The sequence below is a fragment of the Rhizobium hidalgonense genome (assembly GCF_002914525.1).
Classification (GTDB): domain Bacteria; phylum Pseudomonadota; class Alphaproteobacteria; order Rhizobiales; family Rhizobiaceae; genus Rhizobium; species Rhizobium hidalgonense.
Map to the genome: position 1 here is coordinate 238,144 of NZ_LODW01000093.1, position 17,050 is coordinate 255,193.

General features: G+C 60.9%; 14 protein-coding genes and 1 pseudogene. 2 read left to right on the plus strand and 13 right to left on the minus strand.

What is annotated here, in order from left to right; genetic code table 11:
- Window positions 1–37 precede the first annotated feature (37 nt).
- Together kdsA and ATY29_RS29015 are read right to left on the minus strand one after the other, a co-directional pair.
- The gene (kdsA, locus tag ATY29_RS29010) at window positions 38–883 is read right to left on the minus strand and encodes a 3-deoxy-8-phosphooctulonate synthase (protein WP_097533582.1); all 846 of its coding nucleotides are present in this window, start codon (window positions 881–883) and stop codon (window positions 38–40) included.
- Window positions 880–1,775: pseudogene (locus ATY29_RS29015) on the minus strand (VOC family protein). The gene kdsA and the pseudogene ATY29_RS29015 overlap by 4 nt, the downstream one beginning before the upstream one ends.
- Before the next feature lie 196 nt (window positions 1,776–1,971).
- Here ATY29_RS29015 and lexA point away from each other — a divergent pair.
- A complete protein-coding gene (lexA, locus tag ATY29_RS29020; protein WP_003573356.1) occupies window positions 1,972–2,691 on the plus strand; it encodes a transcriptional repressor LexA in 720 nt (239 codons plus the stop codon).
- Here lexA and ATY29_RS29025 read toward each other — a convergent pair.
- Window positions 2,672–5,104, minus strand: coding sequence for a ComEC/Rec2 family competence protein (locus ATY29_RS29025; RefSeq protein WP_097533584.1), 2,433 nt, complete (start codon window positions 5,102–5,104; stop codon window positions 2,672–2,674). The two genes, lexA and ATY29_RS29025, sit on opposite strands and share 20 nt — an antisense overlap.
- 290 nt (window positions 5,105–5,394) lie before the next feature.
- Between ATY29_RS29025 and gltA the strand changes: the two genes are divergently transcribed.
- Window positions 5,395–6,684, plus strand: a complete 1,290-nt coding sequence (gltA, locus tag ATY29_RS29030; RefSeq protein ID WP_003573360.1) for a citrate synthase — start codon at window positions 5,395–5,397, stop codon at window positions 6,682–6,684.
- 27 nt (window positions 6,685–6,711) lie between these two features.
- Here gltA and lpxB read toward each other — a convergent pair whose 3' ends face one another.
- The 10 genes from lpxB to frr all read right to left on the minus strand — a co-directional run bounded on the left by lpxB (window position 6,712) and on the right by frr (window position 17,027).
- On the minus strand, window positions 6,712–7,881 hold the full coding sequence (gene lpxB / locus ATY29_RS29035; protein ID WP_025416106.1) for a lipid-A-disaccharide synthase: 1,170 nt from the start codon (window positions 7,879–7,881) through the stop codon (window positions 6,712–6,714).
- Window positions 7,878–8,759: an LpxI family protein gene (locus ATY29_RS29040; RefSeq protein ID WP_025416105.1), complete on the minus strand. Its 882-nt coding sequence runs from the start codon at window positions 8,757–8,759 to the stop codon at window positions 7,878–7,880. The genes lpxB and ATY29_RS29040 overlap by 4 nt, the downstream gene beginning before the upstream one ends.
- Window positions 8,760–8,763: 4 nt before the next feature.
- Entirely contained in the window at window positions 8,764–9,582 is an 819-nt protein-coding gene (lpxA, locus tag ATY29_RS29045; RefSeq protein WP_003573366.1) for an acyl-ACP--UDP-N-acetylglucosamine O-acyltransferase, read from the minus strand.
- Entirely contained in the window at window positions 9,579–10,046 is a 468-nt protein-coding gene (fabZ, locus tag ATY29_RS29050; RefSeq protein ID WP_003573367.1) for a 3-hydroxyacyl-ACP dehydratase FabZ, read from the minus strand. Before fabZ ends, lpxA begins: the two co-directional genes overlap by 4 nt.
- A complete protein-coding gene (gene lpxD / locus ATY29_RS29055) occupies window positions 10,039–11,106 on the minus strand; it encodes a UDP-3-O-(3-hydroxymyristoyl)glucosamine N-acyltransferase (RefSeq protein ID WP_003573369.1) in 1,068 nt (355 codons plus the stop codon). Before lpxD ends, fabZ begins: the two co-directional genes overlap by 8 nt.
- A gap of 50 nt (window positions 11,107–11,156) precedes the next feature.
- Window positions 11,157–13,496 carry an outer membrane protein assembly factor BamA gene (gene bamA, locus ATY29_RS29060; RefSeq protein ID WP_003573370.1) on the minus strand — a complete coding sequence of 780 codons (2,340 nt, stop codon included), beginning with the start codon at window positions 13,494–13,496 and terminating at the stop codon, window positions 11,157–11,159.
- Between the two features lie 203 nt (window positions 13,497–13,699).
- Window positions 13,700–14,818, minus strand: a complete 1,119-nt coding sequence (rseP, locus tag ATY29_RS29065; RefSeq protein WP_375164596.1) for an RIP metalloprotease RseP — start codon at window positions 14,816–14,818, stop codon at window positions 13,700–13,702.
- A gap of 37 nt (window positions 14,819–14,855) precedes the next feature.
- Window positions 14,856–15,686, minus strand: coding sequence for a phosphatidate cytidylyltransferase (locus ATY29_RS29070; RefSeq protein WP_097533588.1), 831 nt, complete (start codon window positions 15,684–15,686; stop codon window positions 14,856–14,858).
- The gene (locus ATY29_RS29075; protein ID WP_003573375.1) at window positions 15,686–16,429 is read right to left on the minus strand and encodes an isoprenyl transferase; all 744 of its coding nucleotides are present in this window, start codon (window positions 16,427–16,429) and stop codon (window positions 15,686–15,688) included. Before ATY29_RS29075 ends, ATY29_RS29070 begins: the two co-directional genes overlap by 1 nt.
- A 37-nt stretch (window positions 16,430–16,466) precedes the next feature.
- Window positions 16,467–17,027: a ribosome recycling factor gene (gene frr / locus ATY29_RS29080; protein ID WP_003573377.1), complete on the minus strand. Its 561-nt coding sequence runs from the start codon at window positions 17,025–17,027 to the stop codon at window positions 16,467–16,469.
- Window positions 17,028–17,050 lie beyond the last annotated feature (23 nt).

Below are 17,050 nucleotides of genomic sequence, written 5' to 3' on the forward strand. Positions count from 1 at the left end.
TCGTCGCTATAGCACGAACATGTCAGGCTTTTGACTGTCAGGCCTTGGCGACAGCATCGAAGGCGAGCAACTTTTCCAGCAGCCGCGGCATGTCCTTGAGATAGACCATGTTCGGGCCGTCGGACGGTGCGTTGTCCGGGTCCTGGTGGGTTTCAACGAAAACGCCGGCAATTCCGGTCGCCACCGCTGCGCGCGCCAGCGTTTCGACGAATTCCCGCTGACCGCCGGAGGAATCGCCCTGCCCGCCGGGCTGCGCGACGGAATGGGTCGCATCGAAAACGACGGGGGCGCCCATCGACGCCATGATCGGCAGTGAGCGCATATCGGAAACCAAAGTATTGTAGCCGAAGGAAGCGCCGCGCTCGCAGAGCAGTACGTTCGGATTGCCGCTGGCGTTGAGCTTCTTCAGGACGTTCTTCATTTCCCAGGGAGCCAGGAACTGTCCCTTCTTGACATTGACGGCACGGCCGGTCTCGGCAGCGGCGATCAGAAGGTCGGTCTGACGGCAGAGGAAGGCCGGAATCTGCAGGACATCGACCACCTTTGCCACTTCGGCGCATTGTTCGGCGGTGTGAACGTCGGTCAGGACCGGAAAGCCGAATTCCTTCTTGAGATCGGCAAAGACCTGCATGCCCTTTTCAAGCCCGATGCCGCGCTCGGCCGACAGCGAAGTCCGGTTCGCCTTGTCGAAGGAACTCTTGTAGACGAGGCCGATGCCGAGCTTGGCGCAGAGCTCCTTCAGCGTCCCGGCAACCATGAAAGCGTGGTCGCGGCTCTCCATCTGACAGGGGCCGGCAATCAGCGACAGGCGGCCAGCATTGGAAAAGGTGACCTGGCCTGCGCCCTCGCCGATCCTGACTTCAGAATTCGTATCAGTGCTCATCGTGTTTCCTCGAAGGCGAAGAGCGTGCCTGCCCGGGCGCCGGCTTCACCAGAATGCGATTGTTCTTGCGCGTGTAGGTCACTCCGTTAGCAGCCAAATGCGCTTCTGTCACGGCAAGATCAGCGACGGCAAAGAGGATAGCCCGGCCGCGCAGGCCGCGGTCGGCGGATGAGACGGCGATCTCGAAATAAGCCTCCAGCCCTTCCGGCGTCATCAGGCTGATTTTTACATTCGACGCGGCGATATTGACGCCGAAACCGGTCTTCTCGACGGCCGATTGCGCTGCGGCAAGACCGACGAAGGCGGCGAATGCAGCGGGGTCCGGCGCGCACAGCGCGATCTCGGCAATGCCTGTTGCGCCATTGGCATGCGTCTCCAGCGCGCCGCGATCGGCCGGCAAGGGATTGATACGCTGGCAGGTAAAGAGAAAGAAATCGGGCGCCCGCAGATCGCCCGCAAAAGCCAGTTTGAAGCTGCCGACGCTCTTGGAACCATCCGGCATTTTCATCGGCCGGCTGAATTGCAGCATCTCGCCGGCGCTCGATCCGCCGTCAGCGAAGCTCTTATGGTCGTGGCCGGCGTCCGCGGTGCCGAAAACCACCGCCGAAAGCCCCTCCTCGCCGCAACGGAAGCGGAAGGCCCGGTTGCGGGCGGTGAAGACATTGCCTTGCCGCGCCGACGCCTCGTTCTCCTCGACGCTCGCAATACCAAGCGGCTCCAGATAGGTCTTGTCGGCAAGGAAGACGCAGGCATTTTCCGTTCCGAAGGGATGGCGGGCATCGGCGGCAACGGTGAAGCCGAGCTTGCCCAGCCGTTCGCGGGCCAGATCGATATTGACGACGGGCAGCACGACATGATCCAGCGGGTGCGGTATGGCGGAATACTCGTTCATGATATCCCTCCCTCAAACGACAAAAGATGTGCGACAGCGCCACCCCCAAAGCAAGACATGTGTGCCAATCCGGCGAATGAAAATAAATATCTCAACGAGTTGGCGGCAAGTTTTACGGAAAATTAGCTACTTGCGGAACACATATGGAACATATAGTGTCTGTTCTGGATTTGTTTCAATCAGGGGTCTGACGTCGATGCTCACGCGCAAACAACAGGAGCTTCTCCTTTTCATTCATGAGCGCATGAAGGAATCCGGCGTTCCGCCGTCTTTCGACGAGATGAAGGATGCCCTCGATCTGGCCTCGAAATCCGGCATTCATCGCCTGATCACGGCGCTCGAGGAACGCGGTTTCATTCGCCGTCTACCGAACCGCGCCAGGGCGCTTGAGGTCATCAGGCTTCCGGAGGCCTATAGCCCCAGCATCCAGCCCCGGCGCGGCTTTTCGCCGAGCGTCATTGAGGGCAGCCTCGGCAAGCCCCAGCCGGTCGCCGCTCCCGCGCTTGTAAAACCCGTTGCTGACAACGGCAACTCGGTCTCGGTGCCGGTCATGGGCCGAATCGCTGCCGGCGTGCCGATTTCGGCGATTCAGAACAACACCCACGATATCGTCGTTCCGGCCGATATGCTTGGCTCCGGCGAGCATTATGCTCTGGAGGTCAAAGGCGATTCGATGATCGACGCCGGCATCTTTGATGGCGACACGGTGATCATCCGCAACGGCAGCACCGCAAGCCCAGGCGACATCGTCGTTGCCCTCGTCGATGACGAGGAAGCGACGCTGAAGCGCTTTCGCCGCAAGGGTGCCTCGATCGCACTTGAAGCGGCCAACCCGGCTTACGAGACCCGGATCTTCGGACCTGATCGTGTCAAGGTGCAGGGCAAGCTCGTCGGCCTCATTCGCCGCTACCACTGACACTGGACAGGCCAGATTCGACAAAACTGTTGCTGCGCCAGTCATAAGCGCGATGGCGCATCCACGGCCGTGACAGGGTTTCGAATGCGGTTGCGACCTCCAAGCCGGTGTCTGCGAAGCGCAGCTCGATTGAACCGGTTTTCCGTAGTGTCTCACCGGTAAAAAGCGTCCCACCTGAACGGCAGCTGTTGAAACGCAGGCGGACTGATGTGACGACGATATCGGCCGCATCGCAGGCCGGACCGAGATAAGCGGCATTGTCGATGACCGTGACGATACGGCCATTGCCAAGCCTCGATGTGCACCAGGCCTTCTTGACGCAGGAAAAGCGGTTTGTTTCACCGCCCGCGGCCGCCGCCCGCATCGCCGTCCTCGCTTCATTCTGCTGATCGCGGGAAAGCCTGACGCGGCGGTCGTCTCCCTCCGGCGGAATAGCGGGACCATCCAGCATCTTCGGCGGGTAATGCGCCGGCAGGACCAGCGCTCGCTGCCATTGGTCGAAAATGAAATCCGGCGGGTTTTCGCGATTGGAAGCCATTGCCTCAGCCGCGACGACTGCAACCAGACTGCCATCCTCCGAAATCACCAGATCCGGCGGCCGGGGAACCGGCAGAAGCAGCACGATGGACGTCGAGGCGGCGAGGATCGAAGTGCCGGCATGGCGCAACCGGGTGCGGAGCAGCGTCAGCAGCAGAAAGCCTGCCACCGCCACGACGAAATACCAGGCGGGGAGACGGCCGACGCCAATATCGCCGCCCCAGCCGGACACCGTCTTGGCAACCGCAATCACCATATCGAGGCCAAAGCCGACCACCTTCCAGAGCGGCGCGTCCAGACCGAAAGGCATGAGCAACATCGCCAGCAGCCCCGCCGGCATGACGATGAAAGAGATGATCGGCATCGTCGCGAGGTTTGCCGGCAGGCCGTAAGCGGTCAGGCGATGAAAATGCTCGATCGAAAACAGCGCCGTGGAAAAACCGCCGATCAGTGAGGTCAGGAAGACGCCGCCGAAGAAACCGGCGACCGCAACGACCGGCCTGATGATCGGCAGCTTCAGCAAAGCGTTTTCGCGGATGCGCCGGTCCTTCCACAGCTGATAGCCCGATACCAGCGCCAATGTCGCGGCAAAGGACATCTGGAAGCTCGGGCCCAGGACTTCCGAGGGCGAAATGGCGATGATGACAAGAGCCGAGAGGACGACATTGCGCAGGCTGATTGACGGGCGATCGAAGAAGACTGCGATCAGCATGATGGCCATCATGATGAAGGCGCGTTCGGCCGAGACTCCGAATCCTGATATCAGGAAGTAGGCGGTGACGGCGATGAGCGCGCCGGCGGCGGCGATTTTCTTTGTCGGATAGGCTTGAGCAACGCCCGGAAACAGGCTGAGCAGCATCCGGAACCCGACGAAGAAAATGCCTGCCGACAGGGCCATGTTGAGGCCCGAGATCGCAACGATATGGGCAAGACCGGACTGGCGCAGCGCCTCCGTCGTCGCCTTCGAGATGGCGCGCCGTTCGTCGGTCACCAAAGCAGCTGCAAAAGCGCCCGTATCACCGGGCAGGATCGACCGAATGCGGTCGCCAATGCTACTGCGCAACTGGTAAAGCCATTCGAGCACAGCTTCCGACGTCGATCTTGCCGCCTGTGGACCAGCCTGCAAGTCGACTTTCTTCGGCGCACCGTAGAAGAAACCGTTGGCGCCGATGCCGTCGAAATAGGCACCGAAGGAGAAATCGTTGAGCGCGGGCAGCGCCGGGCCCGCCGGCGGCGTCAGCCGCGCCCTGCCGGTGATGATGTCGCCGATCTCGAACGGCGCATCGGCGCCACGGGCGATTGCGGTGATGCGTCCCGGCTGCCGCTTCAGTTCCGGTGCCTCAGTGCCGGTGACGGCAAGAATATAGCGCCAGCGCCCCCGGCCGTCGCCTTCCCGCCGTTCCACGCGGCCGGTGACCGTCGTCGTCACCGCTGAATCGAGGATCACAGTCGAAGCCCGCCAGCTCTCGAACTGGGCCGAGAGCATGCCGCAGGCGAAAAACGCCAGCGCCAGGAAAGTTGCGCGCAATGCCGGCCGGCTGCGGCCGGCGAGGAAAACCGCAGCCGCCGGCACCAGCAGACAGAGCAGCGATGCAAAGAAGGGAAAATCCCATGCCGCAAGAAACCAGCAGGCCGAGCCGGCGCCGAGGAAGACCGGCGAGAACAGCAGCAGGCGGCCGTGATCGGCCTCTTCGCCCAGCATGCAGGCTCCGGCACGCAGCACTTGCCGGCCGGTGGCCGGCAGTCGATGGCGCAAGGGGGTCTCCGATTGCGTCCTTGCCGGTCGGGTCACCATCGCAATCGCGGGAAGAGCCGGCGGAACGGCACGGCCCACGCCCGCTTCCGGCCGCAATTCGGCTGTCGTCAATTCCTCCATGCCCCGCCCAAGATCACCCGCACCGGCAGTCAGAATGCAACCTTCAATCAAAACGAGCAAGAATAATCGATTGAAATATGAGGGAAAATCGAGAGTGCCAAAAGACCAGTCGAATCATTGGCTTCCGCTATGCCTGCGGCTCATCGCTGCAGTGCCTAAAAGGTGATGCCGCAATGCACAAAAAGCCGTCACGGTAACTTGGCATTAGCTTCGCGATCATATAGCTATCGCTGAGGACGCTTAACCCCTATGGCGCTTTTATGGCGCCACCGCCAGTTCGGAGGATCAGCATGACGGATCAAAGCGCAACAATAAAAATCGGTGACAAATCAGTCGACCTCGCCGTCAAAAGCGGCACGATCGGTCCGAGCGTCATCGATATCGGTGCCCTCTACAAGAACACCGCTTCCTTCACCTACGATCCGGGTTTTACGTCGACCGCATCCTGTGAATCGAAAATCACCTATATCGACGGCGACGAAGGTGTGCTGCTGCACCGCGGCTATCCGATCGAGCAGCTGGCCGAGCATGGCGACTTCCTCGAAGTCTGCTACCTGCTTCTCTACGGTGAACTGCCGACCACCGCCCAGAAGAAGGATTTCGATTATCGTGTCACGCACCACACCATGGTGCATGAGCAGATGAGCCGCTTCTTCACCGGCTTCCGCCGCGATGCGCATCCGATGGCCGTCATGTGCGGGTGCGTCGGCGCCCTGTCGGCTTTCTATCATGACTCCACGGACATCACCGATCCGCACCAGCGCATGGTCGCCAGCCTGCGCATGATCGCCAAGATGCCGACGCTTGCCGCCATGGCCTACAAGTACCATATCGGCCAGCCCTTCGTTTATCCGAAGAACGACCTCGACTACGCCTCGAACTTCCTGCGCATGTGCTTTGCTGTGCCTTGCGAAGAATATGTGGTCAATCCGGTGCTTTCCCGCGCCATGGACCGCATCTTCATCCTGCATGCCGATCACGAGCAGAACGCCTCAACCTCGACCGTCCGTCTTGCCGGTTCGTCGGGCGCCAACCCGTTCGCCTGCATCGCAGCCGGCATCGCCTGCCTCTGGGGCCCCGCCCATGGCGGCGCCAACGAAGCAGCGCTCAACATGCTGAACGAGATCGGCTCGGTCGAACACATTCCGGAATATATCGCCCGCGCCAAGGACAAGAACGATCCCTTCCGTCTGATGGGCTTCGGTCACCGCGTCTACAAGAACTATGACCCGCGCGCCAAGATCATGCAGAAGACGACGCATGAGGTGCTCGGCGAGCTCGGCATCAAGGATGATCCGTTGCTCGAAGTGGCGATGGAACTGGAGCGCATCGCGCTCACCGACGAATATTTCATCGAGAAGAAGCTTTATCCGAACATCGACTTCTATTCCGGCATCACGCTGAAGGCGCTGGGCTTCCCCACGACCATGTTCACCGTGCTGTTTGCGCTTGCCCGCACCGTCGGCTGGATCGCGCAGTGGAACGAGATGATCGAGGATCCTGAACAGCGCATCGGCCGGCCGCGCCAGCTTTATGTCGGCGAACCGAAGCGCGATTACATCCCGGTTTCGAAGCGCTGATCGCTTCACAGCCAAAAAGAAACCCGGTCAGAAACGACCGGGTTTTTTCTTTCTCAGCACGTCGAGAAGGATTTCGGCGGCATGGGCGCCGGGCGGCTTTTCGGTCTGCATGCGCTGCCAGATGAGTTCGTAGCCTTCCTTCATCGCCTTCAGCTGGTAGGTGTCGGCCGAGAGCCTTTCCATCCAGCGTGCGAGGCTTGCTCCGCGAACGACATCGTTTAGATATTCCGGCACGACCGCATAATCGGCAATCAGGTTTGGTAGTGCTCCCGTCCAGGTCTTGATGCTCGACGTCAGCAGCCTCATGATCCAGTCGACCTTGTAGGCGGAGACGACGGGAACGTCGGCAAGCGCCAGTTCAAGAATAACGGTTCCGGACGCCGCCATGGCTGCATCGGCTTCAGCGAAGGCCTTCCATTTCGCTTCCGCGCCGATAACGATCTCCGGCTGGACCACCCACTTCGCCGTCAATTCGCGGACAAGCCCTTCCTTGTGCATCACCGTCGGTAGAATAAAACGCATCGGCCCGTTGCGGGCAATGAGTTCGCTCACTGCCACCTCGAAATGCGGCAGGAGCTTCTGGATCTCGGAGGAGCGTGAGCCGGGCAGAAGCAGGATCGCGCCGGTGCCGGGCTGTCTGCCGGCGCGCCGGCGCCGGGTCTCCAGCAGCGCCGGGTCGGCGGTCAGGCGATGCCCCACATAGGTCGTTGCCGGCCCATTGAGGCGCTGCATGGTTGACGGCTCGAAGGGCAAGACGGCAAGCACATGATCGACATAGCCGAGCATGCGCGTGGCGCGATATTCCTTCCAGGCCCAGACGCTCGGACAGACATAATTGACGACAGGCAGATCGGGCAGCGCGGTGCGAACCCGCTTTGCGACGCGATGGGTGAAATCCGGGCTGTCGATAATGACGAGAATGTCAGGCCTTGCAGCGATGATCGCAGCAGTCGTCTGGCGGATCAGCCTATAGAGCTTCGGCAGCCGGCTTAGCACCTGGGTGATACCCATGATCGACAGTTCGGAGAAATCGAAGAGGGATTTCAGGCCTTCCGCCTGCAGCCCCTCGCCGCCGACGCCGACGAGTTTCATCGGTCCGTCATGAATCCGCTTCAGGGCGGCAATCAGATCGGCGCCGAGCAGATCGCCCGACACCTCACCGGCAATGACGGCGATCTTCAGCGGCGCCCCGTTCATTCGAACCCCCATGCCGGCAGCCCGCGATCAATGCCGCAGATAAAAAGCCCCGCCTCATCGGCGGCCTGAATGACGGCGGTGCGATCGAGCACCAGCGAGCGGCCAGCCTCCACCGCGATGCCGCCGAGACCGGCGCTTTTTGCGTTCAGGACGGTGGAGACGCCGATCGCCGGCAGGTCGGCGCGAATATCCTGTTGCGGCTTGCAAAGTTTGACGAGCGCGCCGCGGCGGCGCGGCGAGATGCGCCCGGCGGCTCTCAGACCCGCGACACGCTCGAGCATCTCGTCCGTGCCTTCCAACCCTTCCAGCGCAACGATGCGACCGCCGATGCTGACAGCGCCCTGCCCGACATCGAGCCGGCCGAGCGTGTCCGCGGCTTCGGCCGCGCGGCTGATATCGCGACGATCTTCCTCCCCGGGCGCCACTGTGCCCAGCGGGCCGACGGCCGCAAGAAGATCGGGGGCGATCTCATGGGCGCCGACGACACGGCGGCCGTTTCCTTCGATCAGCCGGATCACCATCTGCAGAACCGTATCGTCACCGCCGGACAGCAGCGTGCGGATGGCAGCCGGCATCTTCATCAGAACGCGTAGCGTCGGGCGCACCTCGCGCCACTCCGGCCGGCGCGCCACACTCCCCGACATCACGACACGGCCGACACCATAACGATTGAGCAACGCATCAAGAGCTGCGAAATCGCCGATCCCGATGACGGCGTGGTCATAGCCTTCCCAGCGTCGGTCGCTTTCGTCCTTCAGGGCAAAGATGACCGGATTTTCACCCGCCGCTCGCGCTGCTTCGGCGACATAGGAAGGCAGAAGGCCGCCGCCGGCGATGATCGCCAGCCGGCCCGCAGCGGTGTCGCTGGAAAAAGCCACAGGACTAGCCCTTCTGCCCCCGGGTCGGCGAGGACAAGGCACGATCACTGTCGGCCGCAATGAAATCGAGGATCTGGACCACCGGCTCGCAATCGGCATATTCATCGCGGATGGCGGCGGCGTTTTCGCGGACGGAGGCCGTTCCTTCGAAGATCGACTTGTAGGCGCGGCGCACCCGGTGAATGACGGCGCGGTCGACGCCGGCGCGCGTCATGCCGACGACATTGAGGCCGCTCAGCAGGCCGGGGTTGCCGTTCAACATGCCGTAGGGAATGACGTCGTAACTCACCGCCGAAAGCCCGCCGACGAAGGCCTGACGGCCAACGCGGGTGAACTGGTGAACGGCTGAGCCACCACCCAGGATGACGCGATCCTCGATGACGACATGGCCAGCGAGCATGACATTGTTCGACATGATCACGTGATTGCCGACCTTGCAGTCATGCGCGACGTGAGAATTGGCCAGGAAGAGATTGTTGTCGCCGACGATCGTCTGGCCACCGAAATCGGCCGTGCCGGTGTTCATCGTCACGCCTTCGCGCATCGTGCAGTTGGCGCCGACCGAAAGCGTCGTCTCCTCGCCGCCGTGATGCACGCTCTGCGGATCGCCGCCGATGACTGCCATCGGAAAGATGCGCGTGCCCTTGCCGATCACGGTGCGGCCGGTGACGACCGCATGTGACAAGAGTTCGACATTTTCATGCAGGACGACGTGCGGCCCGACATGGCAGAAGGGACCGATCTTGACGCCCTCACCGATCACAGCCCCGTCTTCGACGACAGCCATCGGATGAATGCGGGCGCTTTCGGCAATCGTGCTCATGCCTGTTCCTTACGAACGATCATCGCGCCGATATCGGCTTCGGCGACAAGCGCCCCGTCAACCTTGGCGTCGCAATGGAATTTCCAGATGTTGCCGCGCTGCTTGTGCTTCTTGACGTGGAATTCGACGCGATCGCCGGGCACGACGGGCTTGCGAAAACGCGCATTCTCGATGGTCATGAAGTAAACGAGGTTGCCGGGCTGGCCTTCCTTCTTAGCACAGATCGCACCTGCGGTCTGCGCCATGCCCTCGATCAAGAGAACGCCGGGCATGATCGGAGCTTCCGGAAAATGACCGGTGAAATGCGGTTCGTTCACCGTGACGTTCTTGATGCCGACCGCGCTGTTGTCGCCGTCGATCTCGATAATCTTGTCGACCATGAGAAACGGATACCGGTGCGGCAGGAGCTTCATGATCTCGATGATGTCAGCCGAAGAAAGCGTTGTAGTGGCTTCCTCAGTCATTTTGCTTGCCTCCAGGGTTCTTTCCGCGCAGCTTGCTTTTCGACACCTGCAGTGCGGCCTCTCTCAGATAGTCTTTTAGTGGCCGTGCCGGGACACCGCCATATTGTCCGCCGGCGGGAAGATCGGTCATGATACCGCTTTTGGCGGCTATCTGCACGCCGTCACCGATGGTCACGTGACCCTTGATCCCGGCCTGGCCGCCGATCTGCACACCGTTGCCGATCTTCGTGCTGCCGGCGATGCCGACCTGCGAAACGATGGCGCAATGGCGGCCGATCTGGACGTTGTGGCCGATCTGGACCTGGTTGTCGATTTTGGTGCCCTCGCCGATGACCGTATCGTCCATGGCGCCGCGGTCGACCGTGGTATTGGCGCCGATTTCGACATTATCCTGGATGATCACCCGACCGATCTGGACGATCTTGATCATGCCGCGCGGACCCGGTGCATAACCGAAACCATCCTGGCCGATGCGCACACCGTTGTGGATGATGACGCCGTTGCCGATCAGCGCGCAGAGAATGCTCGCACCGGCCGCGATCGAACAATCCCGGCCGACCTTGACGCCTGGACCGATAATGCTGTGTGCGCCGATCCGCGTCCCTTCGCCGATCTCGGCATGCGGGCCGATCACGGCCAGCGGCTCGACGATCACGCCCTTTTCGAGTTTCGCGCTCGGGTCGATCACAGCGCTGGGTGCGATTTCGCTTTCACCCGGCGGGAAAACGACCGGGCGCAATGCCGCGGGATAGAGCACACCGCCCGCCATGGCGAAGGCCGCATGCGGATTGGACGACAGGATGACCGGGATATGTTCGGGGACGAGGTCGGCGAGCGCCTTGTCGCAGATCACCGCCGAGGCCTCACATGTCGCTAGTTCATCACGGTTGCGGCGCGACAGGATATAACAGAGATCGCCCGCCCGCGCCCGGTTGACGGGGGCAACGGACCTGACGACAACATCTGAATGATCGGAATTGGCGAGTTCCGCCCCAAGAAACTCTGCAAGCTCAGCGAGCTTCAGACCTTCATGGGGCAGAAAAAAAACGTTTTGCTCCATCGGCAATGCTCCAGAACGGAATTGAGTCTTACAGTTCCGGACTGCCGATATCAGAATTGGTTGTTGATGCCAAACTTGAAGTTCTGCGTCTTGTCGAAGTCTTCCTTGAGAACCGGGATCGCGTAATCCAGGCGCAATGAACCGAAGGGAGACTGCCAGACGACACCGACACCGACCGAAGCGCGCAGAGAGGCGTCTTCACCGTCAATGCCGTCGCCCCTCAGGTCAACGTCATTGCCGAACAGCGTGCCTGCATCGGCAAAAACCGCACCGCGCAGGTTGAAGTCACGCGGGAAGCCCGGCATTGGGAAGGTCGCTTCGGCCGATGCCGTGAAGTAAGTCGTACCACCCAGTGGATCGTCGTTGGTGCCGGAAACGCGCGGGCCGATACCCTTGTTTTCGAAGCCGCGAATATCGCCGTTGGTCAGCGTGAATTGGTCGAAGACATTCAGGTGTTCCCCGAAGCCGATGACATAACCCGCCGAGGCCGAAACCGAGCCGATAATATCGGCATCGTCGGCGAGCAGGTGGTAGTAACGGGCCTTGCCGTAGATCTTGTAGAACTGCGAGTCTCCGCCGAGACCGGCAATTTCCTGCGTCGCCGTCGCGTAGATGCCTTCACGCGGCAGGACGGTGTCATCAAGCGTGTTGTAGGTCAGCGTCTGGGAGACCGAAGACCGTGTCCACGGGCTATCCTCAACGAGGTGCTGATACGGAGCGGACAGATCGGAAAGATCGTTGTTATCCGCGTCATACTTCATCTGCTTGTAGTTATAGCGGAAGGTCGTCGCCAAATCCTCGGTGATCGGCGCGGTGACGCGCAGCACGACGCTGGTTTCCTCGTAGTCGTAGTTGTCGTTGCTCGACGTCTCGCTGTGGTTGACGTCGAAGCCTGCAGCCAGGCGGTAGCCGAGGAAATAGGGTTCGGTGAAGCTAACGCCGTAAGCACGCGAACCTTCCTGACCGCCGCCGGCCGAGATGCGGATGTACTGACCGCGGCCGAGGAAGTTCTTTTCCTCGATCGAGGCTTCGAGCAGCAGACCATCGCCGCCGGCGGCATAACCTGCACCCACACCGAACGAACCTGTCGACTGATCCTGCACGTCGACAACCACCACGACACGGTCTGGCGAACTGCCCGGCTGGGTGGAAATATTGACGGACGAGAAGTAACCGAGCGCTTCGAGGCGACGTTTGGCCTTGGTGATCATCTGCTGGTTGAAGGCATCGCCTTCGCTCATATCGAATTCGCGGCGAATGACGTAGTCGCGTGTGCGGCTGTTGCCACGGATTTCGATGCGCTCGACATAGGCGCGCTCGCCCTGGTCGACCAGGTATTCGACACCAATCGTGTTGTTGTTGAGGTCGCGGTTACCGCGCGGCGTGACGCGCGCAAAGGGATAACCGGCCGAGGCCACCTGATCGGAGATCGCCTCGATCGACTTCTGCACTTCCTTGGCGCTGTAGAGGTGACCCTCCTTCGTGCGCACGAGGGGCTGCAGTTGCTCGGAACCGACGCCTTCGACGGTGGACTGGACGGTCACCGGACCGAAGTCGTAACGCTGGCCTTCCTCGATGTTGAAGGTGAGCGTGTATTTGTTGGTCGCCTCGTCGAAGCTGGCATCGGAAGAGACGATGCGCATATCGGCATAGCCGCGATTGTAATAAAACTGGCGAAGCGCTTCCTCGTCGGCATGGAGCTTGTCGTCGTTGTAGACGTCTTTGCGGGTCAGGAACGACAGAAAGTTCGAACGCTTGGTGGCGATGACGGCAGCCAGGCGGCCGGCGCTATAGGCATTGTTACCGACGAAGTTGATCGAATCGATCTTGGTGCGGTCGCCTTCGTTAATGACGAAGGCCAGGTTGACACGGCCTTCGCCGAGCGGCACGACCTGCGTCGTCACTTCGACTTCGCTGCGGCCGGTGGCGGCATAGGCATCCTTGATCGACTGGATGTCGGACTGGATCTGGGTGTCGCTGTAAGGGCCGGCGGCGTGCGTCTGGACGATGGTCGCAAGCTTGTCGTCCTTGATCTTGCGATTGCCGTTGAAGACCACCTGATTGACGAGCTGGGCTTCCTGGACGTTAACGACAAGCGTGCTTCCGGAAACCGAGATCTTGACGTCGGAGAAATAACCCGTGCCGTAGAGCTGCTTGACCGAGTCATCGATATCGGTGTTCGAAAAACTCTTTCCGGGAGCGATGGTGAGGTTCGACCGGACTGCTTCCGCGCCGACGCGGCTTGCGCCGCGCACATCGATGCGCTGGATGACCGCGGCTTCGGCGGCCGTGGCGGAAACGAACGTCAAAGCACCTGCGCCCGAAGCAACAACACTAGCAGACAGCGCAACCGCCGATACTGCGTTCAAAAACTTTGAACCAGCCTTCATTTCACCTATTACCTTTTTTTCCCTCGTCCCCGGCCCCAGGAGAACCCGATTCCGGTCACGTGTGTCGTTTTACCCGCTTTTGACATACAAGCAAGGGAGGTCGTTAATTTCTGTTTACTTCATTTCGAAGCGTGACCCATTCGCCACTACAGCCTTGAAACATCGTAAATAAATAGTAATTCCCCTGCCTTGCGCGTTTACCCTTAGCTCAGGCTAATGTCGTTCCAGGTCGTGAAAACCATCAATGTCAGTATCATGGCCAAGCCAATGCGAAATGCGATTTCCTGAGCCTTGGCGCCCAGCGGTTTCCCTCTCAGCGCTTCCACCGCATAGAACATCAGGTGGCCGCCATCAAGTACCGGAACCGGCATCAGGTTAAGCAATCCTATCGAAACTGAAAGCACGGCAGCAAGCTGCAACACCGCCCCTATCCCAAGCTTCGCCATCTGGCCCGAGGCTTGCGCGACGCGGATCGGTCCACCCAGTTGGTCGGCCCGCATCGTTCCGGCGAAGATGTTGCCGATATATTTGAAGGTGCCGGTGACGATATCCCGGGTCTCGAGCACACTCTCCCGCATCGCCTGGAACGGCGTGTAGGTCTGCAGGCGGAAATTGCCGACTTCCTTGCTGGTGACGATGCCGATCTGGCCGACCTCGATCTTGTTGCCGAACTGGTCGGTCATGTCGACGCGTTGCGGCACCATCGGCAGATCCAGCTTCTGGCCGCCGCGCTCGATGGTGACGACGATCTGCTGGCTCGGGCGGATGGCGACATAGCGGCGCACGTCGTCGAAAGTTTCGACCTTGCCGCCGTCGATGGCGACCAAGAGATCGCCGGGAAGGATGCCGGCCGCAGCCGCTACGCCATCCGGCTTGACTTCGGAAACGACGGGATCGGCGACCGAACGGCCATAAATCGAGAAAAGCAGGGTGAAGATGGCAATCGCCAGCAGGAAATTGGCGATCGGGCCGGCCGCGACGGTCGCGGCGCGTTTCCACAGCTTAGCGCCGGCAAAGGAACGCGCCCTGTCCTCTTCGGACATGGCATTGAGCTTGTCCGTGTCTGGCTTGCTGGAAGCATCCTCGTCGCCGAAGAACCGGACGTATCCGCCAAGCGGGATCACCGAAATCTTCCAGCGCGTTCCGTGGCGGTCGGTGAAGCCGAATATTTCCGGACCGAAACCGACGGAAAAGGCCAGGATGCGGATGCCGCTCCAGCGCCCGACGAGGTAGTGGCCCATCTCGTGCACGAAGACGAGCAGCGAGAGCACGAGGATGAAGGTGACGATATTCCCCATCAGGAATGCGTATATATCGGTCATCACTTCCAACAGTTCCTTCCGTCAGGCTGCCGCGTCATCAAAGGCCGAACAGAGCCGCGCCGAGCGACGTCATCGCAGTCCCCCTTATCAGGGAAAATAGTCCAGCAAGCAAGAACGCCGAAAAACAGGCGAAAATCAGTCCGTCGACACGATCCATGACGCCGCCGTGACCTGGAATGAGACGGCTTGAATCCTTGACGCCGAATTTCCGCTTGATGAACGATTCGAACAGGTCTCCCGACTGGCTGCAAACCGAGAGAACGAGTGCCGCAACGGCAGCGATGATTTCCGCGCCAGGAATGAGAAAGTGGACGAGAACGACGCCGGCTGCAACCGCCGAAACGGCACCGCCGATTGCGCCCGACCATGTCTTTCCCGGCGAGATCGAAGGCGCAAGCTTCGGTCCGCCAAGCGCCCTGCCGACGAAATAAGCAAGGATGTCGGTTGCCCAGACGACGGCAAAGACGAAGAGCATGGCATAGAGGCCGGGCCGGTCATCGCTTCTGATCGCGGCAAGCGCCAAGCCGGTGGCACCGGCATAAAACAGGCCCACCGGCAACCAGCGGCTGGTGCCGTGCAGGATGATCAGCGCTATGCCGACGGCGGTGACGCCGACCAGCATGCCGGCGGCGAATTCAAAATTGCCGACAAGCACGAGGAAGGCCACCGCCGCCTGACCGATCCAGCCGACGGCATTGGCGACCCAATCACGCGCGACGCCGGTAATTGTCGACCATTCATAATAGATCAGCAGGCCGATCACGGCCGCCAAGATGCGGAAGGCAAAACCACCATACCAGGTGGCGGCAAGAACGATGACCGCAAGAATAAGTCCTGAAACGATGCGGAGCTTCAATTCCTGCTGCATCAGGTGCCGACCGCGGCTGCCTGCGACGACAGGCCGCCGAAGCGCCGGTCGCGGGAGGCGAATTTCTCGAGCGCCTGGCGGAAGATTTCGGGGCTGAAATCCGGCCAATATTCCGGAATGAAGATGAATTCCGAATAGGCAGCCTGCCAGAGGAGGAAGTTTGAAAGCCGCTCCTCACCGCTGGTGCGGATGATGAGGTCTGGATCGGGAATGCCGGCCGTATCGAGACGGGCGTTGATCAGCGATGGCGTGATATCCTGCGCCCTCAGGCGGCCGGCCTCGACGTCCCTCGCCAAGCTCGCCACAGCCCGGGAGATCTCGTCGCGCGAGCCGTAGTTGAAGGCGATGACCAGCGTCAGCGCCGTGTTGTCCTTGGTCGTTTCCTCCGCCTCGAGCAGCAGGCCGAGGATGTCGCTGCGCAGGCTGTGGCGGTCGCCGATCACTTTGATCCGCACATTCTGGCGATGAAGCTCGGCAAGGTCACGCCGGATAAAAGCCTTGAGCAGACCAAGCAGATCGGAGACCTCGGCCTCCGGCCGGCGCCAGTTCTCCGAGGAGAAGGCAAAGAGGGTCAGATATTTTATGCCGGCCGCGCCGGCGGCGCGCACTGTCTCGCGGACCGCCTCGACGCCCTTGCGATGGCCCATTGTGCGCGGCAGGCCGCGCTGCTTGGCCCAACGGCCATTGCCGTCCATGATGATGGCAACATGCTCTGGCACAGTCACAAATACAGATTCCGACATTTCCCGTCCGGTCTTTCCAGGCAAAGGCACAGATCCACTAGACCTGCATGATTTCCTTTTCCTTCTCGCCAAGCAAGCGGTCGATTTCGGAAATCGTCTCGTCCGTCATCTTCTGTACACGTTCCGACTGCGCCCTGCCCTCGTCCTGGCCGATTACGCCATCCTTTTCGGCTTTCTTAAGGCCGTCCATGCCGTCGCGGCGAACGTGGCGAATCGCGACCTTGCTCTTTTCGGCATAATCATGCGCCACTTTGACGAGCGACTTGCGGCGTTCCTCGTTCAGCTCCGGCAGCGGAATACGCAGGTTCTGGCCATCGACAATCGGGTTGAGGCCGAGATTGGATTCGCGGATGCCGCGCTCGACGGCGCTGACCATCGACTTGTCCCAGACGGAAACTGCCAGCATACGCGGCTCGGGCACAGTGATGTTGGCGACCTGGTTCAACGGCATACGCGAACCATAGGCCTCGACCGTGACCGGATCGAGGATGTTGGCCGAAGCACGGCCGGTGCGCAGCGATGCGATGTCGCTTTTGAATGCGGAAACTGCGCCGTCCATGCGGCGCTTCAGTTCCTTGATGTCGATACCTTCACTCATGTCGATGCTCCCGTATAAAGCGC